Below are 15,954 nucleotides of genomic sequence, written 5' to 3' on the forward strand. Positions count from 1 at the left end.
CAAAGTAGGTTACCACAACCACCTGCTTGCTTAAGTGCTTTGAATCAAATAAGCGCCAAACAATTCTTTGAAGTAACTTTTCACCATCTGCTGGAATTCAAGGGTGTGCACTTCATCCCAGTTTTTGATGCCGAGAAAATGCATGGCCATACTGCGAGAGTTGACCATTTGTGCAATGGTGGAAAAAAAGGTAAAAAAGACCATCCGGGGATTGACAGACTCGCGGAAAATCCCTTGTTCTTTGCCTTCATTGACCAATTGATAAAGGATGGACCAGTTTCGTTCCAGCCCTGCCAATAGGAACTCTTTAACCTGGGGCCGATGTGAAAAAGACATTTCGCGGAAAATCAATTTAGTCATGGCACTTTGTGATAAAATACGATCAATATACAAATCAATGGCCAGGCAAATTTTTTCCCAGGGAGAGATATCCTGGTTTTGCAATTGCTCCAGGTGGCTGCGCATTTGAGGAAATTTTTCCGCAAAAATGGCCTTCAACAATTCTTCCTTGGAGCCAAAATAGTAGGCAATCATGGCAATGTTGACATCTGCTTCTTTGGCCAATTGCCGGGTGGAAATGGCTTCAAAACCCTGGTCAGCAAAAAGTCGTGCTCCTGTTTCCAGTAAGCGTTGCCGGGCGTCCAGGCTATTTCCAGTAGTTTCTTCGAATGAAGGGCTTTTTTTCCTTCCGGGCATAATGACTTAATTGAGATTGTGGGGCAAAATTAATCACTTGTTTAATTAAAATCAATCGATTGATTAATTTTTTTGCTTAAAACTTTATAACCCTATTTTAATAAATTGAAAAATAATTACTTAGGACATTAATTAATATGCGAAAACGCAGCCTTTTTTTTCTTACTCAGTGCATACCCCACCAACCCCACACTTAGCGCCCCCAAAATCCCAAACGTCGAAGCCACCGCCGGGTTCCTTACCGTCCCTTGCAAATACGGGCTGATTCCCCCAAAGTATGTCCCAAAATGCAGCACAAAAGCCGTCAAAGCCGCCATGACCACCACCCAGCGGGGAACATCCTTCAAAAAAATCCCAAATAGCACCGGAATAAAGGCTGTGGAAAAAAAGCCATACACCCCCAATTGCGCAAAAATGCCTACGCTCAAATTGGGGTGTTGCAATTGTTGCCAGGAAACGGTAATCGCCACCGCGGCCAGACCAACAATCACCAGCCTGTTTAGAAAAATGTAGGCCCGATCGTTAGGAATAAATTGACCAAACAACGGTTTAATGATATCGGAAGTTACCGTCGTCGACAATGCCTGAATCAAGGCCTCCAAAGTAGAAAGCCCTGCGCTCAACAGTCCCAATATCACAATCAACCCCGCCCATACCGGAAACTCCCGCACCACATAAGCCGACATAATAGCATCCATTTTGATGGGCTGCCCATCAATTTGCAAATCGGGGAACATCAAACGAGCATAAAACCCTGCAAAAACCACCAGGAAAAAAGTCATTTGTGCCAAAGAACCTACCCACAGGTAGCGGTTCACATCTTTGTCGTCGCGCAGCAGTAGCGACTTGGTGATGAGGTGCGGTTGACAAACAATGGCCACCCCAATCACAAAATTACAAATGACGATCTCAAAAAAATCGCGGTAAAGCGGGCTGCTGGCGTTGGGAAACTGGGCCAAGGCTGGTGATATCGCTCCCAACTGTGCCCAAAAATCATTGACTCCTTTGGACAGGTGCTCATACCCAGAAAACAACAACATCACCGCCACCAACAACTTAATCAAAGCCTGCACCGTATTGGTATATACCATCGAATTGGCGCCACCAAACATCATGTAGCTGAATACAAAAACCACCATGCCAACCAACACTTGGAATTCACCCATCCCCAGTGCCTGAGCCAATACTTTGGTAAGCCCCACACATATCAGCACAATGAAGCTGAGCAACAACAAAGACAAAAAAGCAAAAAACAGTGCAAAACCTTTGCTTTCATAACGTTGGCCGATCCATTGTGCCATGGTCAAAGCCTTCACCGTTTTACCATAGCGTCGAAAACTTTTGGTCAAAATGATTTGGGACAAAAATAAACCTGCCGGCATGCACAGACCAAAGGCCACAAAAGCGCTCCAGCCGTACAAGGAAATAAACCCTGGATTGATGATAAAGGTAGCTGCACTGGTCGTAGCAGTAGCCAAAGACAAGCCAACCGCATAAGGAGAAAAACCTTGGCCAACGGCATAATCGGCCATGGATTTGGTGCGCATGGCCCCACGAATCACAAAGAACAAAATGACTGCAGTGTAAGCCAACAATAGGCCAACAGTGGCCATAAACCAGGAACTATTGTGCATAATGGCAATTTTTTTAGGTCAAGTCGTATAAAGTCTAAATTTTATTGGGCTGATTACCGACTTTTCCAAATCAAAGAAAGGTAAGGGAGGAGGTATTCAATAGGTAGGGCAAAAAATCACTGCCCTTGACTTAAACTTTTATCAGGAAAAATGACGAATTAAAATATTGATCATTAATGCTTTGTGTTGGTGTTTTTGGCTTGAGACCCAGATTCTTTGAAACGGAGATTAACAATAGCCTTCGAAGAATTGGTGAATAATTTTTACTTTTAGTCAAACACTCCTTAAAACCTGCGTCATGTTCATCATTGAAACCTATCCAATTGCAGTATTTTTCTGCATCATTACCATGTTGTGCTGGGGTTCCTGGGCAAATACCCAAAAATTGGCAGCAGCCAACTGGCGTTTCGAGCTCTTTTATTGGGATTATGTCTTGGGTATTTTGCTCCTGTCCCTTTTGTTTGCTTTTACCTTAGGCAGTGTGGGCAACGAAGGCCGTTCCTTTGTAGCAGACGTACAGCAGGCCGATTCGGCTAGTATTCGTTCGGCTATCTGGGGCGGCATTCTATTCAATGCGGCCAATATTCTGCTCGGTGCAGCTATTGCCATTGCGGGTATGTCGGTTGCTTTTCCAGTTGGGATCGGTTTGGCGCTTGTAGTGGGGGTGATCGTCAATTACCTGGATGCTCCTGTAGGTAACGCCCTGATGTTGTTTGGAGGCGTAGGCCTGGTCGCCTTGGCAATTTTGCTCAATGCCAATGCTTACCGCAAATTGTCGAGCACCACGGGCGGAGTATCCACCAAAGGTTTAGTACTGTCGGTGATTGCAGGGGCTTTGATGGGCTTGTTTTACAAATACGTTGCCAATTCCATGTTTCCCGATTTTACCCAACCGCTCCCGGGCAAGTTGAGCCCTTATTCCGCTGTAGTCCTTTTTTCAGTTGGCATTTTGCTGAGCAATGTTGTGTTCAACAGCCTATTGATGTGGCGCCCCTTTGTAGGTACTCCGGTGACTTACGCAGATTATTTTCGGGGCAACCTCAAAAATCACCTCACGGGAGTGCTGGGTGGTGTAATTTGGTGCATCGGCATGTCTTTCAGCATCATTGCCTCGGATAAGGCCGGGCCAGCCATTTCTTATGGTCTGGGACAGGGGGCTACCATTGTGGCAGCCTTGTGGGGCATTTACATCTGGAAGGAGTTCAAAGGAGCCCCTGCTGGAACCAATATCCTGTTGAATAGTATGCTTTTGTGTTACATCATTGGACTGGGGCTGATCATTGCAGCCCGTTAAAATTGAAATCACATGCCCAAAATACTCGTTATTGGCAGTTCGAATACCGACATGGTGGTCAAAACCAGTCGTTTTCCTCAGCCTGGAGAAACCATTATCGGTGGGGAGTTTTTCCTTTTTCCGGGCGGCAAAGGAGCCAATCAGGCAGTAGCTGCTGCACGGATGGGCGGCCAGGTGGACCTTATCGCCAAAGTTGGACAGGACATTTTTGGCCAACAGGCCATTGAGGGATTTGCCCACGAAGGCATCAATGTGGCTTACGTGATGAGCGATCCCAAACTGGCTTCCGGCGTGGCCCTCATTACCGTAGACGCTACGGGTGAGAACGAAATTGTGGTTGCTCCCGGTGCCAATGCTGCGTTGATGCCGGGCGACCTGGATCGTGACGACGCAGCTTTTGCAGAGGCTGATTTGGTCTTGATGCAATTGGAAACACCACTTGAAACGCTGCTGCATGCGGCTCAAAAAGCCCATGCATTGAATAAGAAATTTGTGCTCAATCCAGCACCAGCTCAGGATTTACCTGCCGAGTTGTATTCCTTACTTTTTTTAATTACGCCCAATGAAACCGAAGCCAGTCTGCTGACCGGAATCGAGTTGGACAACGAAGCAGCATTGCCAAAAATCGCGGAAGCTTTGCTGAAAAAAGGAGTGGCTAACGTCATTATTACCTTGGGTGCCAAAGGAGCCTATTTTCACAATGCGAGTCAACAGTTTAAAATCCCTGCACCCAAGGTACAAGCAGTGGATACTACCGCCGCTGGTGATGTGTTTAATGGTGCCCTGGCCGTGGCCCTGGCAGAAGGTATGGACTGGCCTCAAGCCATCGACATGGCCTGCCGGGCAGGTGCCATTGCGGTGACCAGGATGGGCGCACAGGCTTCGGCACCTTTCCGGGAAGAATTGGGTTGAAAGTGTATTTTTTGCTTAAGGAGATTGCGGACGGTATAACATACAATCTCTGAGGTGTTCCTTGAGTGCCTTAGGTTTCTTAGGTGGTGAAAAAGAATATTAACCACCTAAGAAACCTAAGGCACTTAAGGAACACCTTAGTTATGACATTACCACAGTTCTAATATTTCAATGTTGCGGCCTTGAAAGAGGATTTTATCACCAAGCTTTTTTCCCAAAAGAACCTGCCCGAGTGGAGCGGCGGCAGATAAAACGTAGACCGCTTTGCCCTCATGCATGATTTTGCCCAAACTTACCGCCAGGTAGTAGCAGCCTTCATTGCTGCGCAACAAAGAACCTAGTTGGATGGCCGGATAAGTGCTCATTGGATTCAATTGCTCCAGTTGTAAACGCAGCTCCTGGGATTGGGCCAATTGCTGGGCGAATTTGTCCTTTTCCAATTGCATCATCGCCCGGCCAGTTTCGTATTTATCCCCTGCGCTGCTTTTGGTCTCCTGATTGGCGGAGTTTTGAGCATCCTCCATAGCCTGCGTGGCGGCAGCAATGCTTTGATCGATGCGCGCCAGGCAGGCTTGATGCAAGGTGTTTTTGAATGTGGACATAGCCGTAAGTAGTCGGGCAATTACATCTTCAGTCCCCGGCGTTTGATCTCATCCGCTACCAGGCGGTACTCACGGCTCATGTCGCCTGTAACAGAACTGTTTTCCTGAGCTCGGCGAATCAGATAAGGAACCACTTCACGCACCGAACCGTACACCACATATTTGGCCGCGTTAAAACCAGCTGCAGCCAGGTTGAAAGTGAGATTGTCGCTCATGCCGTACAATTGGCAAAAATATAGATTAGGGTGATTGCGTGGAATACCGCGTTCTACGATCAATTGGGCTTGTAAATGAGCACTCTCAGCATTGTGAGAGGCATTACAGGAGGCAACCCGTTCATAATGCTCAATACAAAAACGCAAAGCTGTATTGTAGGCCTCGTCTGTAGCTTCTTTGGTGGGATGAATGGGGGAGGCGTAGCCCATTTCTTCGGCGCGTTCCCGTTCTTTTTCCATATAGGCACCTCTGACCAGTTTAACGCCTAAAAAGTACCCTTCTTTTAAAGCCCGCTCAGCCAGATCGTACAAGTATTGCAAGCGATCGTGGCGGTACATTTGACAAGTCGTATACACCACAACCCGTTCGCTATTGTAGCGCTTCATCATCATTTCCGCCAGATGATCAATGGTTTCCTGAATCCAGGATTCTTCCGCATCAATAAAAACGGCCATTCCTTTGCTGGCAGCAGCATGACAGATGGCATCCAAACGACGCAAAATATTTTTGTATTCGGCTTTGGTTTCGTCTGTAAAAGCAACGCCAGCCTGGATGCTCTCCAGGAGCTCAAAGCGCCCCAGCCCACTAACTTTAACGCTGATGATGGGCACGGCATCCTGCGTAGCTGAAAATTCGATGCTGCGCAGGTTTTCGTTCATGGTATGGTTCAGTTCTGATTCTTCCTCTTTAGCTTCGGCACCATAGTCCAGGATGGATTTGATGTTGGAGCGTTTGAGGCGATCGATGGTTTTTTGGGCTTCGAGTAGGGTAGTGCCACCGCAAAATTGCTCGAAAATGGTATTTTTAATGGCACCGGTCACAAATGGAAGATGGAGTTTAATGGCGGCCAATCCAATTTTGGAGCCAATTCCCACCAGCCATTGTTTGTTCATCAGGCCAAACAACCAGGCAGTTTTATTCAATTCTTTGTCGCTACGGTCGGCAAAGGCAATTTCGGTATTGGAAAAATCCAACTGTAAGTCTTTGGTTAGGTTGAGCATATCTTTTATGAAATTTGGCATTTGGTCTATTGATTTGCGGGTTGGTCCGCTGGAGTGTTCCATATTTCCCACGCTTTTTCGGCCTGACCGTAAAGCATTTCCAGTCCATTTTTGACCGGAAGCCCACTGGCCAGTCCACGTTGCATAAATTCAGTCGTTTCAGGATTGTACACCAAATCGTACAGTAAGTGTCCACGTTTTAGTTGATCGTAGGGCAAATCCGGGCAACTCTCCACTTTGGGGGCCATTCCGAGTGGGGTCGTATTGATGATGAGCGGAAAGCGCCCAATGTGTGTGTACACCTCCTCATAACTCACTTGGCCATCTTGTGGTTGGCGGGAAGCTATGGAATAAGGTATATTTAACTTTTGCAGGACAAAAACAACGGCTTTTGCTGCTCCACCAGTACCCAGGATCAATGCATGCTCAGGTGTTGTCCGGTTTTCCTGTAAAAAAGACAACAGGGAAGATTCAAAACCAAAAACATCCGAGTTGTAACCAATGAGTTGAGTACCGGAAAACTTAATAACGTTTACAGCCCCTACTGCCGCTGCGCTCTCATCCAAAGAATCTAAAAAAGGGATGATTTGTTGCTTGTACGGGATGGTTACATTCAGCCCTTGCAGGTTGGGATATGCTGCCAACAACTCGGGGAGTCGTTCGATGGTCTCGATTGGAAACAACTCATACTGGGAGTCGGGAATGCCCTCCCGGACAAATTTTTCAGAAAAATACTTGCGGGAAAAAGAATGACTCAATGGATAACCAATTAAGCCATACAGCTTTGGAATGCTGCGGAGATTTGGATCAGGTTGCCAGTGCATATTTGTTTGGAATACGGGCTAAAGGTAGTGCTTTTTTGTGAATATGCAATTTTAGGCGTGATTAGCTAAGTTCCAGTTCTTTGGATTGATTGGCCATTTCTTTTTGACTATTGATGTGAAAAGGGCAGATTTTGCTGGAGGTTTCTGCTGTAGTTGCAGCCTTCCAAATTGGTGTATTGTAGAAATAATTGGGCGTCAAGACCTCATTGTCCCAATTCTTATGGAAGACAGTCATGCTTGAACCAGACATGGGGGGCACAATCCAGGCCCAGTCGGCTTGAACTTGCCGCCCTTCTTGCTCTTCTTGTGCTGTAAATCGGATAAACTGTTCAGCTGCAGTGTGGTGGTCAACCAAACTGACCCCAACACTTTTAAAGGAATGCAAAACCGCGATGTTTAACTCCAACATGGCCCGGTCTTTCCACAAATGCTGATTGGAGTGAGTATCCAGATTTAGCTTTTTTGCAATGAGGGGCAGCAAATTATAGCGATGGGCGTCGCCCAGATTGCGTGCAGCAATTTCCGTCAGCATGTACCAGCCATTAAAGGGGGCACAGGTGTAATGCAATCCCCCAATTTCCAGTACCATGTCGGCAATGAGCGGTACAGCGTACCATTTTAAGCCAAGCTGGGCAAACCAAGCATGTTCGGGATGAGATAGCGGGACTTCAAGGACGGCTTTGGGAGGAATGTCAAAGAGTTTGGGTCTTTGTTCATCCATTTGGATCACCAGTGGCAGGATATCAAAGGCAGTACCAGCCCCTTGCCACCCCAATTCCTGGCAAATCTTGGTGAATTCAATTTCGGCTGGATCACCTAACACTTGTCCGCTTTGCTCATAGCCTGCGTAATGGATGATTTGGGAATTCCACAAGCGGATGGATTTTCCCAGATGCGGCTCCTCAGCCCTAAAAATACTGATGTAAGGTCGGATTTTACCCTGGTTGCTGGCCAAGTGCAGGTGTTCAACAATGGCTTCGAAGATATCCTGTTCCTCATTGATGTGCCGCAAATCACGCACTTTTAGTGATTTCCAGAACAACCGGCCAATGCAGCGATTGCTATTCCGCCACGCTATTTTGGCCCCATATTCCAGTTCAGCATAGGTTTGCCAATAAGTGCCCTTAGTGTCAATTTCGGCTTTAATTTGAGCCAGGCGAAACCCAGGGTCACCCAGGCCCTTTTCCAGATAATAATCACGATAAAAGTTTTCCGCCTTCGCCCAAAGTTTTTCCAGGTATTCTACCATTGTTCCTCCACTACATGATTCAATCGCCAAGCATAACGACGCTGGAGTGTAGATTGTTTACCAAATCAGAGGAGATTATTCAGATATTTTTCGGATGGGCGTCAACATAACCTTGCGGAATTCTACTTCGGAGCCTTCGGCTTGTAATGCAATTTGACCTTTGGTAGCGGTGGAATTGAAACCGTGATTGACCAAATCGCCATTTACCCAGACTTTGACTTCGGCATTGAGGCATTCAATGGTCATGCTGTTCCATTCACCAAGTGGTTTTTCGGAGCCATCGGTCAGGTTCACAATGCGCCGCTCCTTACCTTCGGTAATGCCCCATTTTTCTTTGGGTCCACGCCTTTTTTCCATTTCGGGCACACTGATGTCTTCTACAATGCACCAGAAGTCGCCGGCATTTTGGTGCATCATTTGCACTTCAATGGATTTGGGAAACATGCTGTACAGTGCGCGTGGAGTAGAGGCGTGAACGAGCGCGCCACAATTGCCGGGTTTGCCTGCAAAGCGGTATTCTATTTCCAGTCGATAATTTTGATGAATGGCGTCGGTGATGAGGTGCCCACCCGGGGTGCCCATGCTGACCAGCAAGCCATTGCGCACCAGAAATGGGCTTTTAAGATTGGGATCCTTGTCCATGTCGGGCACATCGGCGTGCCAACCACTGAGGTCTTTACCGTTGAACAGGCTTTGTGCTTTGGAATGGGAAGTATTGGCTGATTTGCAACAAAACAGACCAAAGGCCAGGGCGATGATGATGAAAGGTTTCATAGTGCGTTTTTTCGGATGAAAAGTAGCACTTTACTTGCCAATGAACAAGTCTCCGAAAGTAATACTGATCGTGACGTTGGGGTAATATTCCTTGTTGGGTTTAAAGGTGATTTTTTTGATGCCTGTATCCTTCATGTCCAGGAGTTTGAATTTCAACTCGTTGGGGTAGTCTACGCGCCCGTTTTGTACACTGAGGTTGTACGAAAAGGCACCCGGTTGGAGGGTATGGATAAATACGTTTGATTTGTCTGCTTTGAGATTGAAATCGCGGAGTTGATCGGTTGCAAAAAAATTGAGAATGCCGTATTGGGCATTGATGTCGTAACGGCCACGCATGTGTTTGAGGGTCATGTCAGAACGGCGAGAAACGATTTTGATGTTGCCGTCCAGATTGTCAGCAAAAAGATCCCCAAAACTGGTATTAATGTCAATGTCTCCAATGATGTTTTCCAGGCCAATGCGACTGAAACGGGTATTCAACTTCAAACTACTCATCAGGTCTTTGGCATCAATCAGCCCGTAGTTGTTTTTGATGTAAATGGGGCATTCTTCTGGCATCATGATGACGTAGTTGGCAATCAGTTGTGATTGCAATTCGGGGCTACCTTCGGGCACATCGAGGTAATTGCGCAGGTAAATTTTATTCTTCTCCTTATTGGTGATGTAGCGCATTTTTTCCAGGTCCTTCTCCGCCTGTTCCTTTTTGCTGTGTTTGGCGGTGAAAATGATTTGGACCTTGATTTCCGGTTTACTCCAGGTTTCAACGCGCACTTCGGCCCGTTCACCTTCTATGTTCAGTGAATACCCCTCCCGGTAGCTGAACGTTTTGTCGATGCGTTTGGTAACCACCTGCATTGTTCCATTTTGGGCAAACCCCAAATGCAAAATGCTCCAGAAGCTAAGGCAAAGAAAAATACGGAATTTCATGAACTGCATATTTTTTCTTAATGGACTTTATGAACAAAATAGTTAGGAGGTTTGAATTTTTTCTACCATTGCTTTGACCACCCGACTGCGATCTTGCTCCAGTTCGCTGAGTTCGCGGATCAAATTCGGGTCTTCACCGTAACGGGCCATTACATCTTTGAGTTCAGCTTTGGCGGCATTGAGTTCTTTTAACTCGTTCTCCAAGGCGCAATCTTCATCGCTTTGAGCCTGGTATTTGCAAAAATTGGCAAAGAGAGCTTGCACCTCCTGCACGTCGGCTTCGGCATCGTCCCAATCGCGGGGAGAATTGACCGGTGTAGCTTTTTCCTCACTGTAGGTGTAGCTGATTTGGCCACGGTTTTGATTCCATTGGTATAGTCCCAAGGCCGCAGTAACCACGATGGCCACACCCGCAGCGACACTCCAGCTCCAGGTAGACAATTTCCGGATTTTACCGCCGCGCCCCAATTCAGCCTCAATGCGTCCCCAAATGGCATTGGGGGCAGTATAAGTAGGCAACTCCGCGATGGCTTGATGAAGGTACCCTTCCTGCTCGAGGTGTTGCTCGATGCGGTCCCAGATGAACTCTGGTGCCCGGTGTTGGGGCAAGTGCCGCAAGGCGTCTTTTAGGTTTTTTTCATTCAATGACTCCATCGTTATTCAGGTTTACCCAGGGTTTCCCGCAGGCGTTTTTTGGCATAAAACAATTGCGACTTGGAGGTGCCTACCGTGATGCCCAATAAATCGGCAACTTCCTGATGGCCATACCCTTCTACTTCGATGAGGACGAAGACCGTGCGATAGCCAGTTGGCAATGCCAATATGGCTTTTTCGAGGTATTCGGCATCCAGGCGATGGCTCCAACTGATGCTCGTGTCGGGTGGAAGTTGATCCAGTGAGGCAGTGTATTGCTCTTTTTTGATCTTACTCAAGGCGGTGCGTACCACAATGGTTTTGATCCAGGCCCCCAAAGTTGATTCTTGCCGGAAACCACTGAGGTGCCGAAAAACCTTAATGAAGGCGTCCTGAAGAACATCTTCGGCGAGATCGTAATCACCCGTCACGCGATAGGCCACAGTGTACATCGCGTTTTTGTAACGCTCGTACAGTGTTTTCTGCGCCAGGCGATTTTGCTCCAGGCATCCTTGAATGAGGTCGGCTTCCGTCATACTGATTGTGTAGGGCATCGGCTCGGTATCCTTTTGTTTTGTGGTTAAAGAGTCGATCGATGGAATGATGGTTGTATATGAAGGCTAAAAATAGCGAGATTTTACTTTGTTTAGATACCAGGCCTTCAATCTATCCGTTCATTTGCCATCTTCCTTCCCAAATTTCTCCGTTTACAGACCCACAATAAATTTTGTACAAGCTGTATATTTAACTACCTTTACTGTACGAAATTCAATACACTGCGTTAGGAACCTGCACACAAGTCATGATGGAAAACCTTTAAATAATAGTCTACAGGGTTTACTTAATTTTATCGCTATGCTACGCAAGGTTTTGGCAGTATGTTTCAGCGCGCTGGCGTTGATGATGACGACGACCGCACTATCCGCTCAAGAGCGCTTGAACAATGCCCCTATGAGTGCCCGTTGGGCAACAATTACTACGGAAAAACTACCACGCTTTTCACTGAAAAAAACGCTGAAAGAAGATCGCCTCAAGCCAGGAAATCGCTTTGCAGCACCCTTACTTGTTGATTTGGGTTTGGAAAATTCAGGCACCTGGGCCAGCAACCCCGATGGCAGCAACGTTTGGCGGATGAAGGTACAGTCCAAAACAGCATTGGGTTTGATGTTGCTTTTTGACGATTTTTTTATCCCACCTGGAGCACTGCTTCACGTTTACCATGCTGATGGTCAATTGATGCAAACCTACAATGGGCTGGACAATCAGGCCAATGGCAAATTCCTCATCGGCTTGGTCCGCGGAGAATCGGCGCAATTGGAATACATTGAGCCACCTGAGTTTAAGGGTCAGGGGCGTTTACACTTGTTTCGGGTCGATCACGCTTACCATCAGGACAACCTGAAAGCGGCCAATTTTGATGTTTCCGGAAAACTGAGTATTGAGTTGGGTTTTGGAGCCTCCGCACCCTGTAATGTAAACGTCAATTGTGAAGAGGGAAGTGATTATTCGACTGAAAAACGTGGGGTTTGTCGCATTGTTGTGATTGTGAAAGAAGGAACCGGAGTATGTACCGGCAACCTCATGAACAACACCAAGCAGGATGGACGGCCACTGTTACTGACCGCTTTTCACTGCCAGGATGGATATACCCCGCTTTATGAACTATGGCGTTTTGACTTCAATTACGAGAGCAAAACCTGTGACAATCCCACCAAAGAACCGCAATGGCAAACTTTATTGGGGGCAAAACTGCTGGCTGGACGGCAAATGAGTGATTTCCTTTTGCTCGAATTGTCCAATAGCATTCCTCAATCCTTCAAAGCTTATTTTTTAGGCTGGGATCGCCAAAAAGAAGCACCAAGTTCGGCCGCTTTTATCCACCATCCGCAAGGTGACATCAAAAAAATCTCGATCGATAAGGACCCACTTATCGTGAACCCCAATGCTATTCAGTGGAACAATGATGTTACTACGCCTGCCAATTTCCATTTGCGCATGGACATTGATAAAGGTACTTTTAAAGTAGGATCATCCGGTAGTGCCTTGCTGAATGAGAAAAAAAGGGTAGTGGGCCAGTTGCACGGTGGAAAGGACACCTGTGATCAACCCATTGGTTATTTTGGGCGATTGTTCATCTCCTGGGATGGATCGGATCAGGCCAATGCTCGCTTAAAAGATTGGTTAGACCCATCAAACCTGGCTCCGGAAACATTGGATGGCATCGAAAACCCGGTTAAAGGTGGTGGTACCATCAGCGGCACAGTCAAAACTGAAAAGGGCATCGCCATTGCCAATGCGCGGGTTCAAATATTGGGCTCCAGTGGGGTGACAATTACCACCCTGACCGACGACCTGGGCAACTTTTCCATTGACAACATCCCCATGGGTGAGGCTTATGAAGTGGGTGCAGGTAAGGCAGATGTATATGAAAATGGATTGTCTACACTGGATATTATCAGGGTGCAAAAACACATTTTGAATCTTGAAGCCCTGTCTACTCCTTATCAAATGATTGCTGCCGATGTCAACAATTCCGGCTCCATCACTACATTGGACTTGATTCAAATGCGTAGGGTGATTTTAAATCTGGATACTAAATTCCCAGCCCCAACCTGGCTATTTGTTCCAGCTGCCAAGAACTTTGTTGACGAAAAAGACCCTTTTAAAGGCTTTGCTGCTGGTATTTATACGATTCCTGCTTTGGTCAATAAAAATACCACCTTTGATATCATTGGCATCAAATTTGGAGATATCAATGGGACTGTGGATGGAACGTATTGAAGCCATCAGCCGTGAGCTATGGGCAATCAGCTAGCTTGGCTGATTGCCCATAGCTCATGGCTGATAGCTGATCATTGTTTCACCACACTCACTGCCTTACTACTTCCCTCTACACTTTGTACCTGCACCCAGTATTGCCCTTTGGGCAGGTTTTCGCCAATTTGAATCTGGCCATTCCCAGGCATCAACTGATATTTTTCAACAATCTTACCGAGGGAATTATACACCCTCAATTCAGCAGCATGCCCCTGGTTTTGCCAAGTATAATTCAAACGCAAAGACTCGTAAAAGGGGTTGGGGCTCGCACTCAGTTGTAAAGGCAATTGTTTGAGGTCATTCAGGCCAGTGGTAAAGCCATCCGGGCGCAACTTTACATTTTGAATGCTTACTTTTCCATTGGCCAGAACTACGGATAGGGTGTCGGGCTGGTAACCTTCCTTGTAATAGACGACTCGGTAGGTGCCACTTTGGGCGATACCCGTAGCGTATTCTCCGGAGGTTTTGGACCGTTCAAGGTTCACTTGTGGCGCCAATATTTTAACTTCTACTTCTGTCACCGGGTTGTTGGTGCGGGCGTCGGTGATCAAACCTTCCAGAAAGCAGGCTTTTTGATAGTTCGGTTTGAACACCCACAAGCCTGTTTGAATATCCGAAGCAATCAACAAACCACTAGGGAAATAGGGATAGATGCCCCAAACCCCGGCGAATCCTCCATCAGGCCCAGGGTAGGTATCATAACTGCCCACTTCAACGAGGTTGCTTGGGCGACTGGCATCCACTATTTTTACCCCATCGGTGTAATAGGCCGTCGGTAAAAACCCCTTCAGGTAATGGGTATTGTGTGGAACTACCCCGCGCCCCCGCGTAGCAGCTGCGGTGAAGACGTCCAGTAATTCAATGTTGTTTAAATCACTCACTTTGTAGGCATCGATACTGGCGTTAAGGCGTTCATCGGTGGTAAACAGGTATTTGCCATCATCAGATAACCAACAGTTGTGCGTAAAGCGGGAGGTAGTAGTGATGGAGTTTAAGAGCACTGGATTGGCTTTGTTTTTGGCGTCTATAATGTTTACTCTGCCACTGTAGATGTCTGAACTCCACACGGTATCCCCACGGGTGAAATTGTCATGGGAGTAGAGGCCTGTTTTGACGGCGCCCAGGTATTTCGGGACTTCCGGGTTAGCCTTTAGGTCGTACATGACCACAGCACCATTGTTTACATTGCAACCGGAGAGGTACATCACTCCATTTTCATCAATCCAAATGGTATGGCAACGTTCAACTAGCCCGGGCATGAGGGGATCAATTGGAGCTTGTGGTTTGATGAGTTTCCAGGTAATGGTGTCCGGGGCATTTTTCATGTTGATGACCAATAATCCGTCGGGAACATTGTCAATGGTAACGTATACATAATCCTTGTACGCTTTCATTTCTCGCCAAATGCTGCGGGAACCCGGAATGAAGGCCACTTTTTTGGGCTTTTTGGGGTCGGTCAGCAAATAAATGGCCGTGCCAATGCGGGTGCCTAAAACGGCGTACTCCCGCCCCTGGCCATCCACGTACCCCCAGATGGCACTATAGAGATCATTAGGGTATTCATCGACATTGGACTGGAGTTCCAGATTGAAGTTGGGTTGTTGGGTTTGGGATAAACCCTGGTTTGGTCCCAAAATCACCACTCCAACAATCAACAAAAAAGGAATAAGAAAAGTGTACAGCGGGTATTTCATTGGTATTATTTTATTTGTTCAATTTCAAGACCTTCCACATTTTCCAGGTCCAGGGCTTCTTCAAGGCGGAGTCCAGCCACCCAGGCTTTGAGTTTAAATAGACTGTCTTTTACCTCACTTTTAGGAATGGCAATGGTAACCTTGCCCAAATCACCAAAGTCTTGTTCCAGCATCGGCAGGCCCAGTTTTTTGATGGCGTTCATCACGTCACTCATGATGGCGTAATCAAAGGTGAGGCGGTAAAAATCTTCTACCGTTTTTTCAATGATCTCGGCTTTTTCGAGGGCGTCGACGGCACAGAGTCTATAAGCATTGATGAGCCCGGAAGTACCCAGCAAAGTGCCACCAAAATAACGCACCACCACGATGAAGACATTGGTCAGGCCAAAACTGTCGATTTGGCCCAGGATAGGTCGGCCAGCGGTACCGCTGGGTTCACCATCATCGTTGGCGCGGTAATTGTTTTTATCCAAACCCAATCGAAAGGCAAAACAATGATGGGTAGCCTTGGGATGTTCCTTGCGGATGGCTTCCAGGTGGGGTGGCCAGTCTTGTTCCGAAGATATTGGAAAGGCGTAGGCAATAAATTTACTACCTCTGTCTCTGAATTCACCTACACTCGCCTCCTTAATCGTCAAATACTCATCACTCATTTCAACTACTCGTAACTCGTTGTCAAAT

The 15,954-nt window shown here is 46.9% G+C and carries 15 protein-coding genes; 3 read left to right on the forward strand and 12 right to left on the reverse strand.

Going from position 1 to position 15,954, the window contains the following annotated elements; genetic code table 11:
- Positions 1-30: 30 nt before the first annotated feature.
- Together ACO08K_RS21575 and ACO08K_RS21580 are read right to left on the reverse strand one after the other, a co-directional pair.
- Positions 31-696, reverse strand: coding sequence for a TetR/AcrR family transcriptional regulator (locus ACO08K_RS21575; protein WP_421798541.1), 666 nt, complete (start codon positions 694-696; stop codon positions 31-33).
- A gap of 128 nt (positions 697-824) precedes the next feature.
- Complete coding sequence (locus ACO08K_RS21580) at positions 825-2,330, reverse strand: sodium:solute symporter family transporter (protein WP_421798542.1); 1,506 nt, start codon at positions 2,328-2,330, stop codon at positions 825-827.
- Between the two features lie 298 nt (positions 2,331-2,628).
- Between ACO08K_RS21580 and ACO08K_RS21585 the strand changes: the two genes are divergently transcribed.
- Together ACO08K_RS21585 and rbsK are read left to right on the forward strand one after the other, a co-directional pair.
- Positions 2,629-3,624, forward strand: coding sequence for a GRP family sugar transporter (locus ACO08K_RS21585; RefSeq protein ID WP_421798543.1), 996 nt, complete (start codon positions 2,629-2,631; stop codon positions 3,622-3,624).
- Positions 3,625-3,636: 12 nt separating this feature from the next.
- Positions 3,637-4,536 (forward strand): ribokinase, encoded by a 900-nt coding sequence (gene rbsK / locus ACO08K_RS21590; protein WP_421798544.1) that lies wholly within the window; start codon positions 3,637-3,639, stop codon positions 4,534-4,536.
- Positions 4,537-4,685: 149 nt separating this feature from the next.
- Here the strand turns inward: rbsK and ACO08K_RS21595 are convergent, their stop codons facing one another.
- The 8 genes from ACO08K_RS21595 to ACO08K_RS21630 form a co-directional block, all read right to left on the reverse strand.
- Positions 4,686-5,138: a 3-oxoacyl-ACP synthase gene (locus ACO08K_RS21595; protein WP_421798545.1), complete on the reverse strand. Its 453-nt coding sequence runs from the start codon at positions 5,136-5,138 to the stop codon at positions 4,686-4,688.
- 20 nt (positions 5,139-5,158) lie between these two features.
- Entirely contained in the window at positions 5,159-6,376 is a 1,218-nt protein-coding gene (locus ACO08K_RS21600) for a proline dehydrogenase family protein (protein WP_421798546.1), read from the reverse strand.
- 5 nt (positions 6,377-6,381) lie between these two features.
- Entirely contained in the window at positions 6,382-7,179 is a 798-nt protein-coding gene (locus ACO08K_RS21605) for a shikimate dehydrogenase family protein (protein WP_421798547.1), read from the reverse strand.
- A gap of 61 nt (positions 7,180-7,240) precedes the next feature.
- On the reverse strand, positions 7,241-8,428 hold the full coding sequence (locus ACO08K_RS21610) for a nitric oxide synthase oxygenase (protein WP_421800576.1): 1,188 nt from the start codon (positions 8,426-8,428) through the stop codon (positions 7,241-7,243).
- A gap of 75 nt (positions 8,429-8,503) precedes the next feature.
- On the reverse strand, positions 8,504-9,202 hold the full coding sequence (locus ACO08K_RS21615; protein ID WP_421798548.1) for a 3-keto-disaccharide hydrolase: 699 nt from the start codon (positions 9,200-9,202) through the stop codon (positions 8,504-8,506).
- Between the two features lie 30 nt (positions 9,203-9,232).
- Positions 9,233-10,129 (reverse strand): hypothetical protein, encoded by an 897-nt coding sequence (locus ACO08K_RS21620; protein ID WP_421798549.1) that lies wholly within the window; start codon positions 10,127-10,129, stop codon positions 9,233-9,235.
- Positions 10,130-10,171: 42 nt separating this feature from the next.
- Positions 10,172-10,783 carry a hypothetical protein gene (locus tag ACO08K_RS21625; RefSeq protein ID WP_421798550.1) on the reverse strand — a complete coding sequence of 204 codons (612 nt, stop codon included), beginning with the start codon at positions 10,781-10,783 and terminating at the stop codon, positions 10,172-10,174.
- Positions 10,784-10,785: 2 nt separating this feature from the next.
- Positions 10,786-11,316: an RNA polymerase sigma factor gene (locus ACO08K_RS21630; protein WP_421798551.1), complete on the reverse strand. Its 531-nt coding sequence runs from the start codon at positions 11,314-11,316 to the stop codon at positions 10,786-10,788.
- A gap of 301 nt (positions 11,317-11,617) precedes the next feature.
- Here ACO08K_RS21630 and ACO08K_RS21635 point away from each other — a divergent pair, with 301 nt between their 5' ends.
- Entirely contained in the window at positions 11,618-13,543 is a 1,926-nt protein-coding gene (locus ACO08K_RS21635) for a carboxypeptidase regulatory-like domain-containing protein (protein ID WP_421798552.1), read from the forward strand.
- Positions 13,544-13,614: 71 nt separating this feature from the next.
- Here ACO08K_RS21635 and ACO08K_RS21640 read toward each other — a convergent pair whose 3' ends face one another.
- The gene (locus ACO08K_RS21640) at positions 13,615-15,273 is read right to left on the reverse strand and encodes a choice-of-anchor B family protein (protein ID WP_421798553.1); all 1,659 of its coding nucleotides are present in this window, start codon (positions 15,271-15,273) and stop codon (positions 13,615-13,617) included.
- Positions 15,274-15,278: 5 nt separating this feature from the next.
- A complete protein-coding gene (locus ACO08K_RS21645) occupies positions 15,279-15,926 on the reverse strand; it encodes an IMPACT family protein (protein WP_421798554.1) in 648 nt (215 codons plus the stop codon).
- Positions 15,927-15,954: the final 28 nt, after the last annotated feature.

It is taken from the genome of Haliscomenobacter sp. (genome assembly GCF_965225875.1).
In the GTDB taxonomy this organism is placed as follows: Bacteria; Bacteroidota; Bacteroidia; order Chitinophagales; family Saprospiraceae; genus Haliscomenobacter.

Bases quoted from the DNA above. Each gene is read 5' to 3' on its own strand.
- rbsK (WP_421798544.1), top strand. From the start codon at position 3,637: ATGCCCAAAATACTCGTTATTGGCAGTTCGAATACCGACATGGTGGTC.
- ACO08K_RS21600 (WP_421798546.1), bottom strand. From the start codon at position 6,376: ATGCCAAATTTCATAAAAGATATGCTCAACCTAACCAAAGACTTACAG.
- ACO08K_RS21645 (WP_421798554.1), bottom strand. From the start codon at position 15,926: ATGAGTGATGAGTATTTGACGATTAAGGAGGCGAGTGTAGGTGAATTC.
- ACO08K_RS21605 (WP_421798547.1), bottom strand. From the start codon at position 7,179: ATGCACTGGCAACCTGATCCAAATCTCCGCAGCATTCCAAAGCTGTAT.
- ACO08K_RS21615 (WP_421798548.1), bottom strand. From the start codon at position 9,202: ATGAAACCTTTCATCATCATCGCCCTGGCCTTTGGTCTGTTTTGTTGC.
- ACO08K_RS21595 (WP_421798545.1), bottom strand. From the start codon at position 5,138: ATGTCCACATTCAAAAACACCTTGCATCAAGCCTGCCTGGCGCGCATC.
- ACO08K_RS21580 (WP_421798542.1), bottom strand. From the start codon at position 2,330: ATGCACAATAGTTCCTGGTTTATGGCCACTGTTGGCCTATTGTTGGCT.
- ACO08K_RS21610 (WP_421800576.1), bottom strand. From the start codon at position 8,428: ATGGTAGAATACCTGGAAAAACTTTGGGCGAAGGCGGAAAACTTTTAT.
- ACO08K_RS21625 (WP_421798550.1), bottom strand. From the start codon at position 10,783: ATGGAGTCATTGAATGAAAAAAACCTAAAAGACGCCTTGCGGCACTTG.
- ACO08K_RS21620 (WP_421798549.1), bottom strand. From the start codon at position 10,129: ATGAAATTCCGTATTTTTCTTTGCCTTAGCTTCTGGAGCATTTTGCAT.
- ACO08K_RS21635 (WP_421798552.1), top strand. From the start codon at position 11,618: ATGCTACGCAAGGTTTTGGCAGTATGTTTCAGCGCGCTGGCGTTGATG.
- ACO08K_RS21630 (WP_421798551.1), bottom strand. From the start codon at position 11,316: ATGCCCTACACAATCAGTATGACGGAAGCCGACCTCATTCAAGGATGC.
- ACO08K_RS21640 (WP_421798553.1), bottom strand. From the start codon at position 15,273: ATGAAATACCCGCTGTACACTTTTCTTATTCCTTTTTTGTTGATTGTT.
- ACO08K_RS21585 (WP_421798543.1), top strand. From the start codon at position 2,629: ATGTTCATCATTGAAACCTATCCAATTGCAGTATTTTTCTGCATCATT.
- ACO08K_RS21575 (WP_421798541.1), bottom strand. From the start codon at position 696: ATGCCCGGAAGGAAAAAAAGCCCTTCATTCGAAGAAACTACTGGAAAT.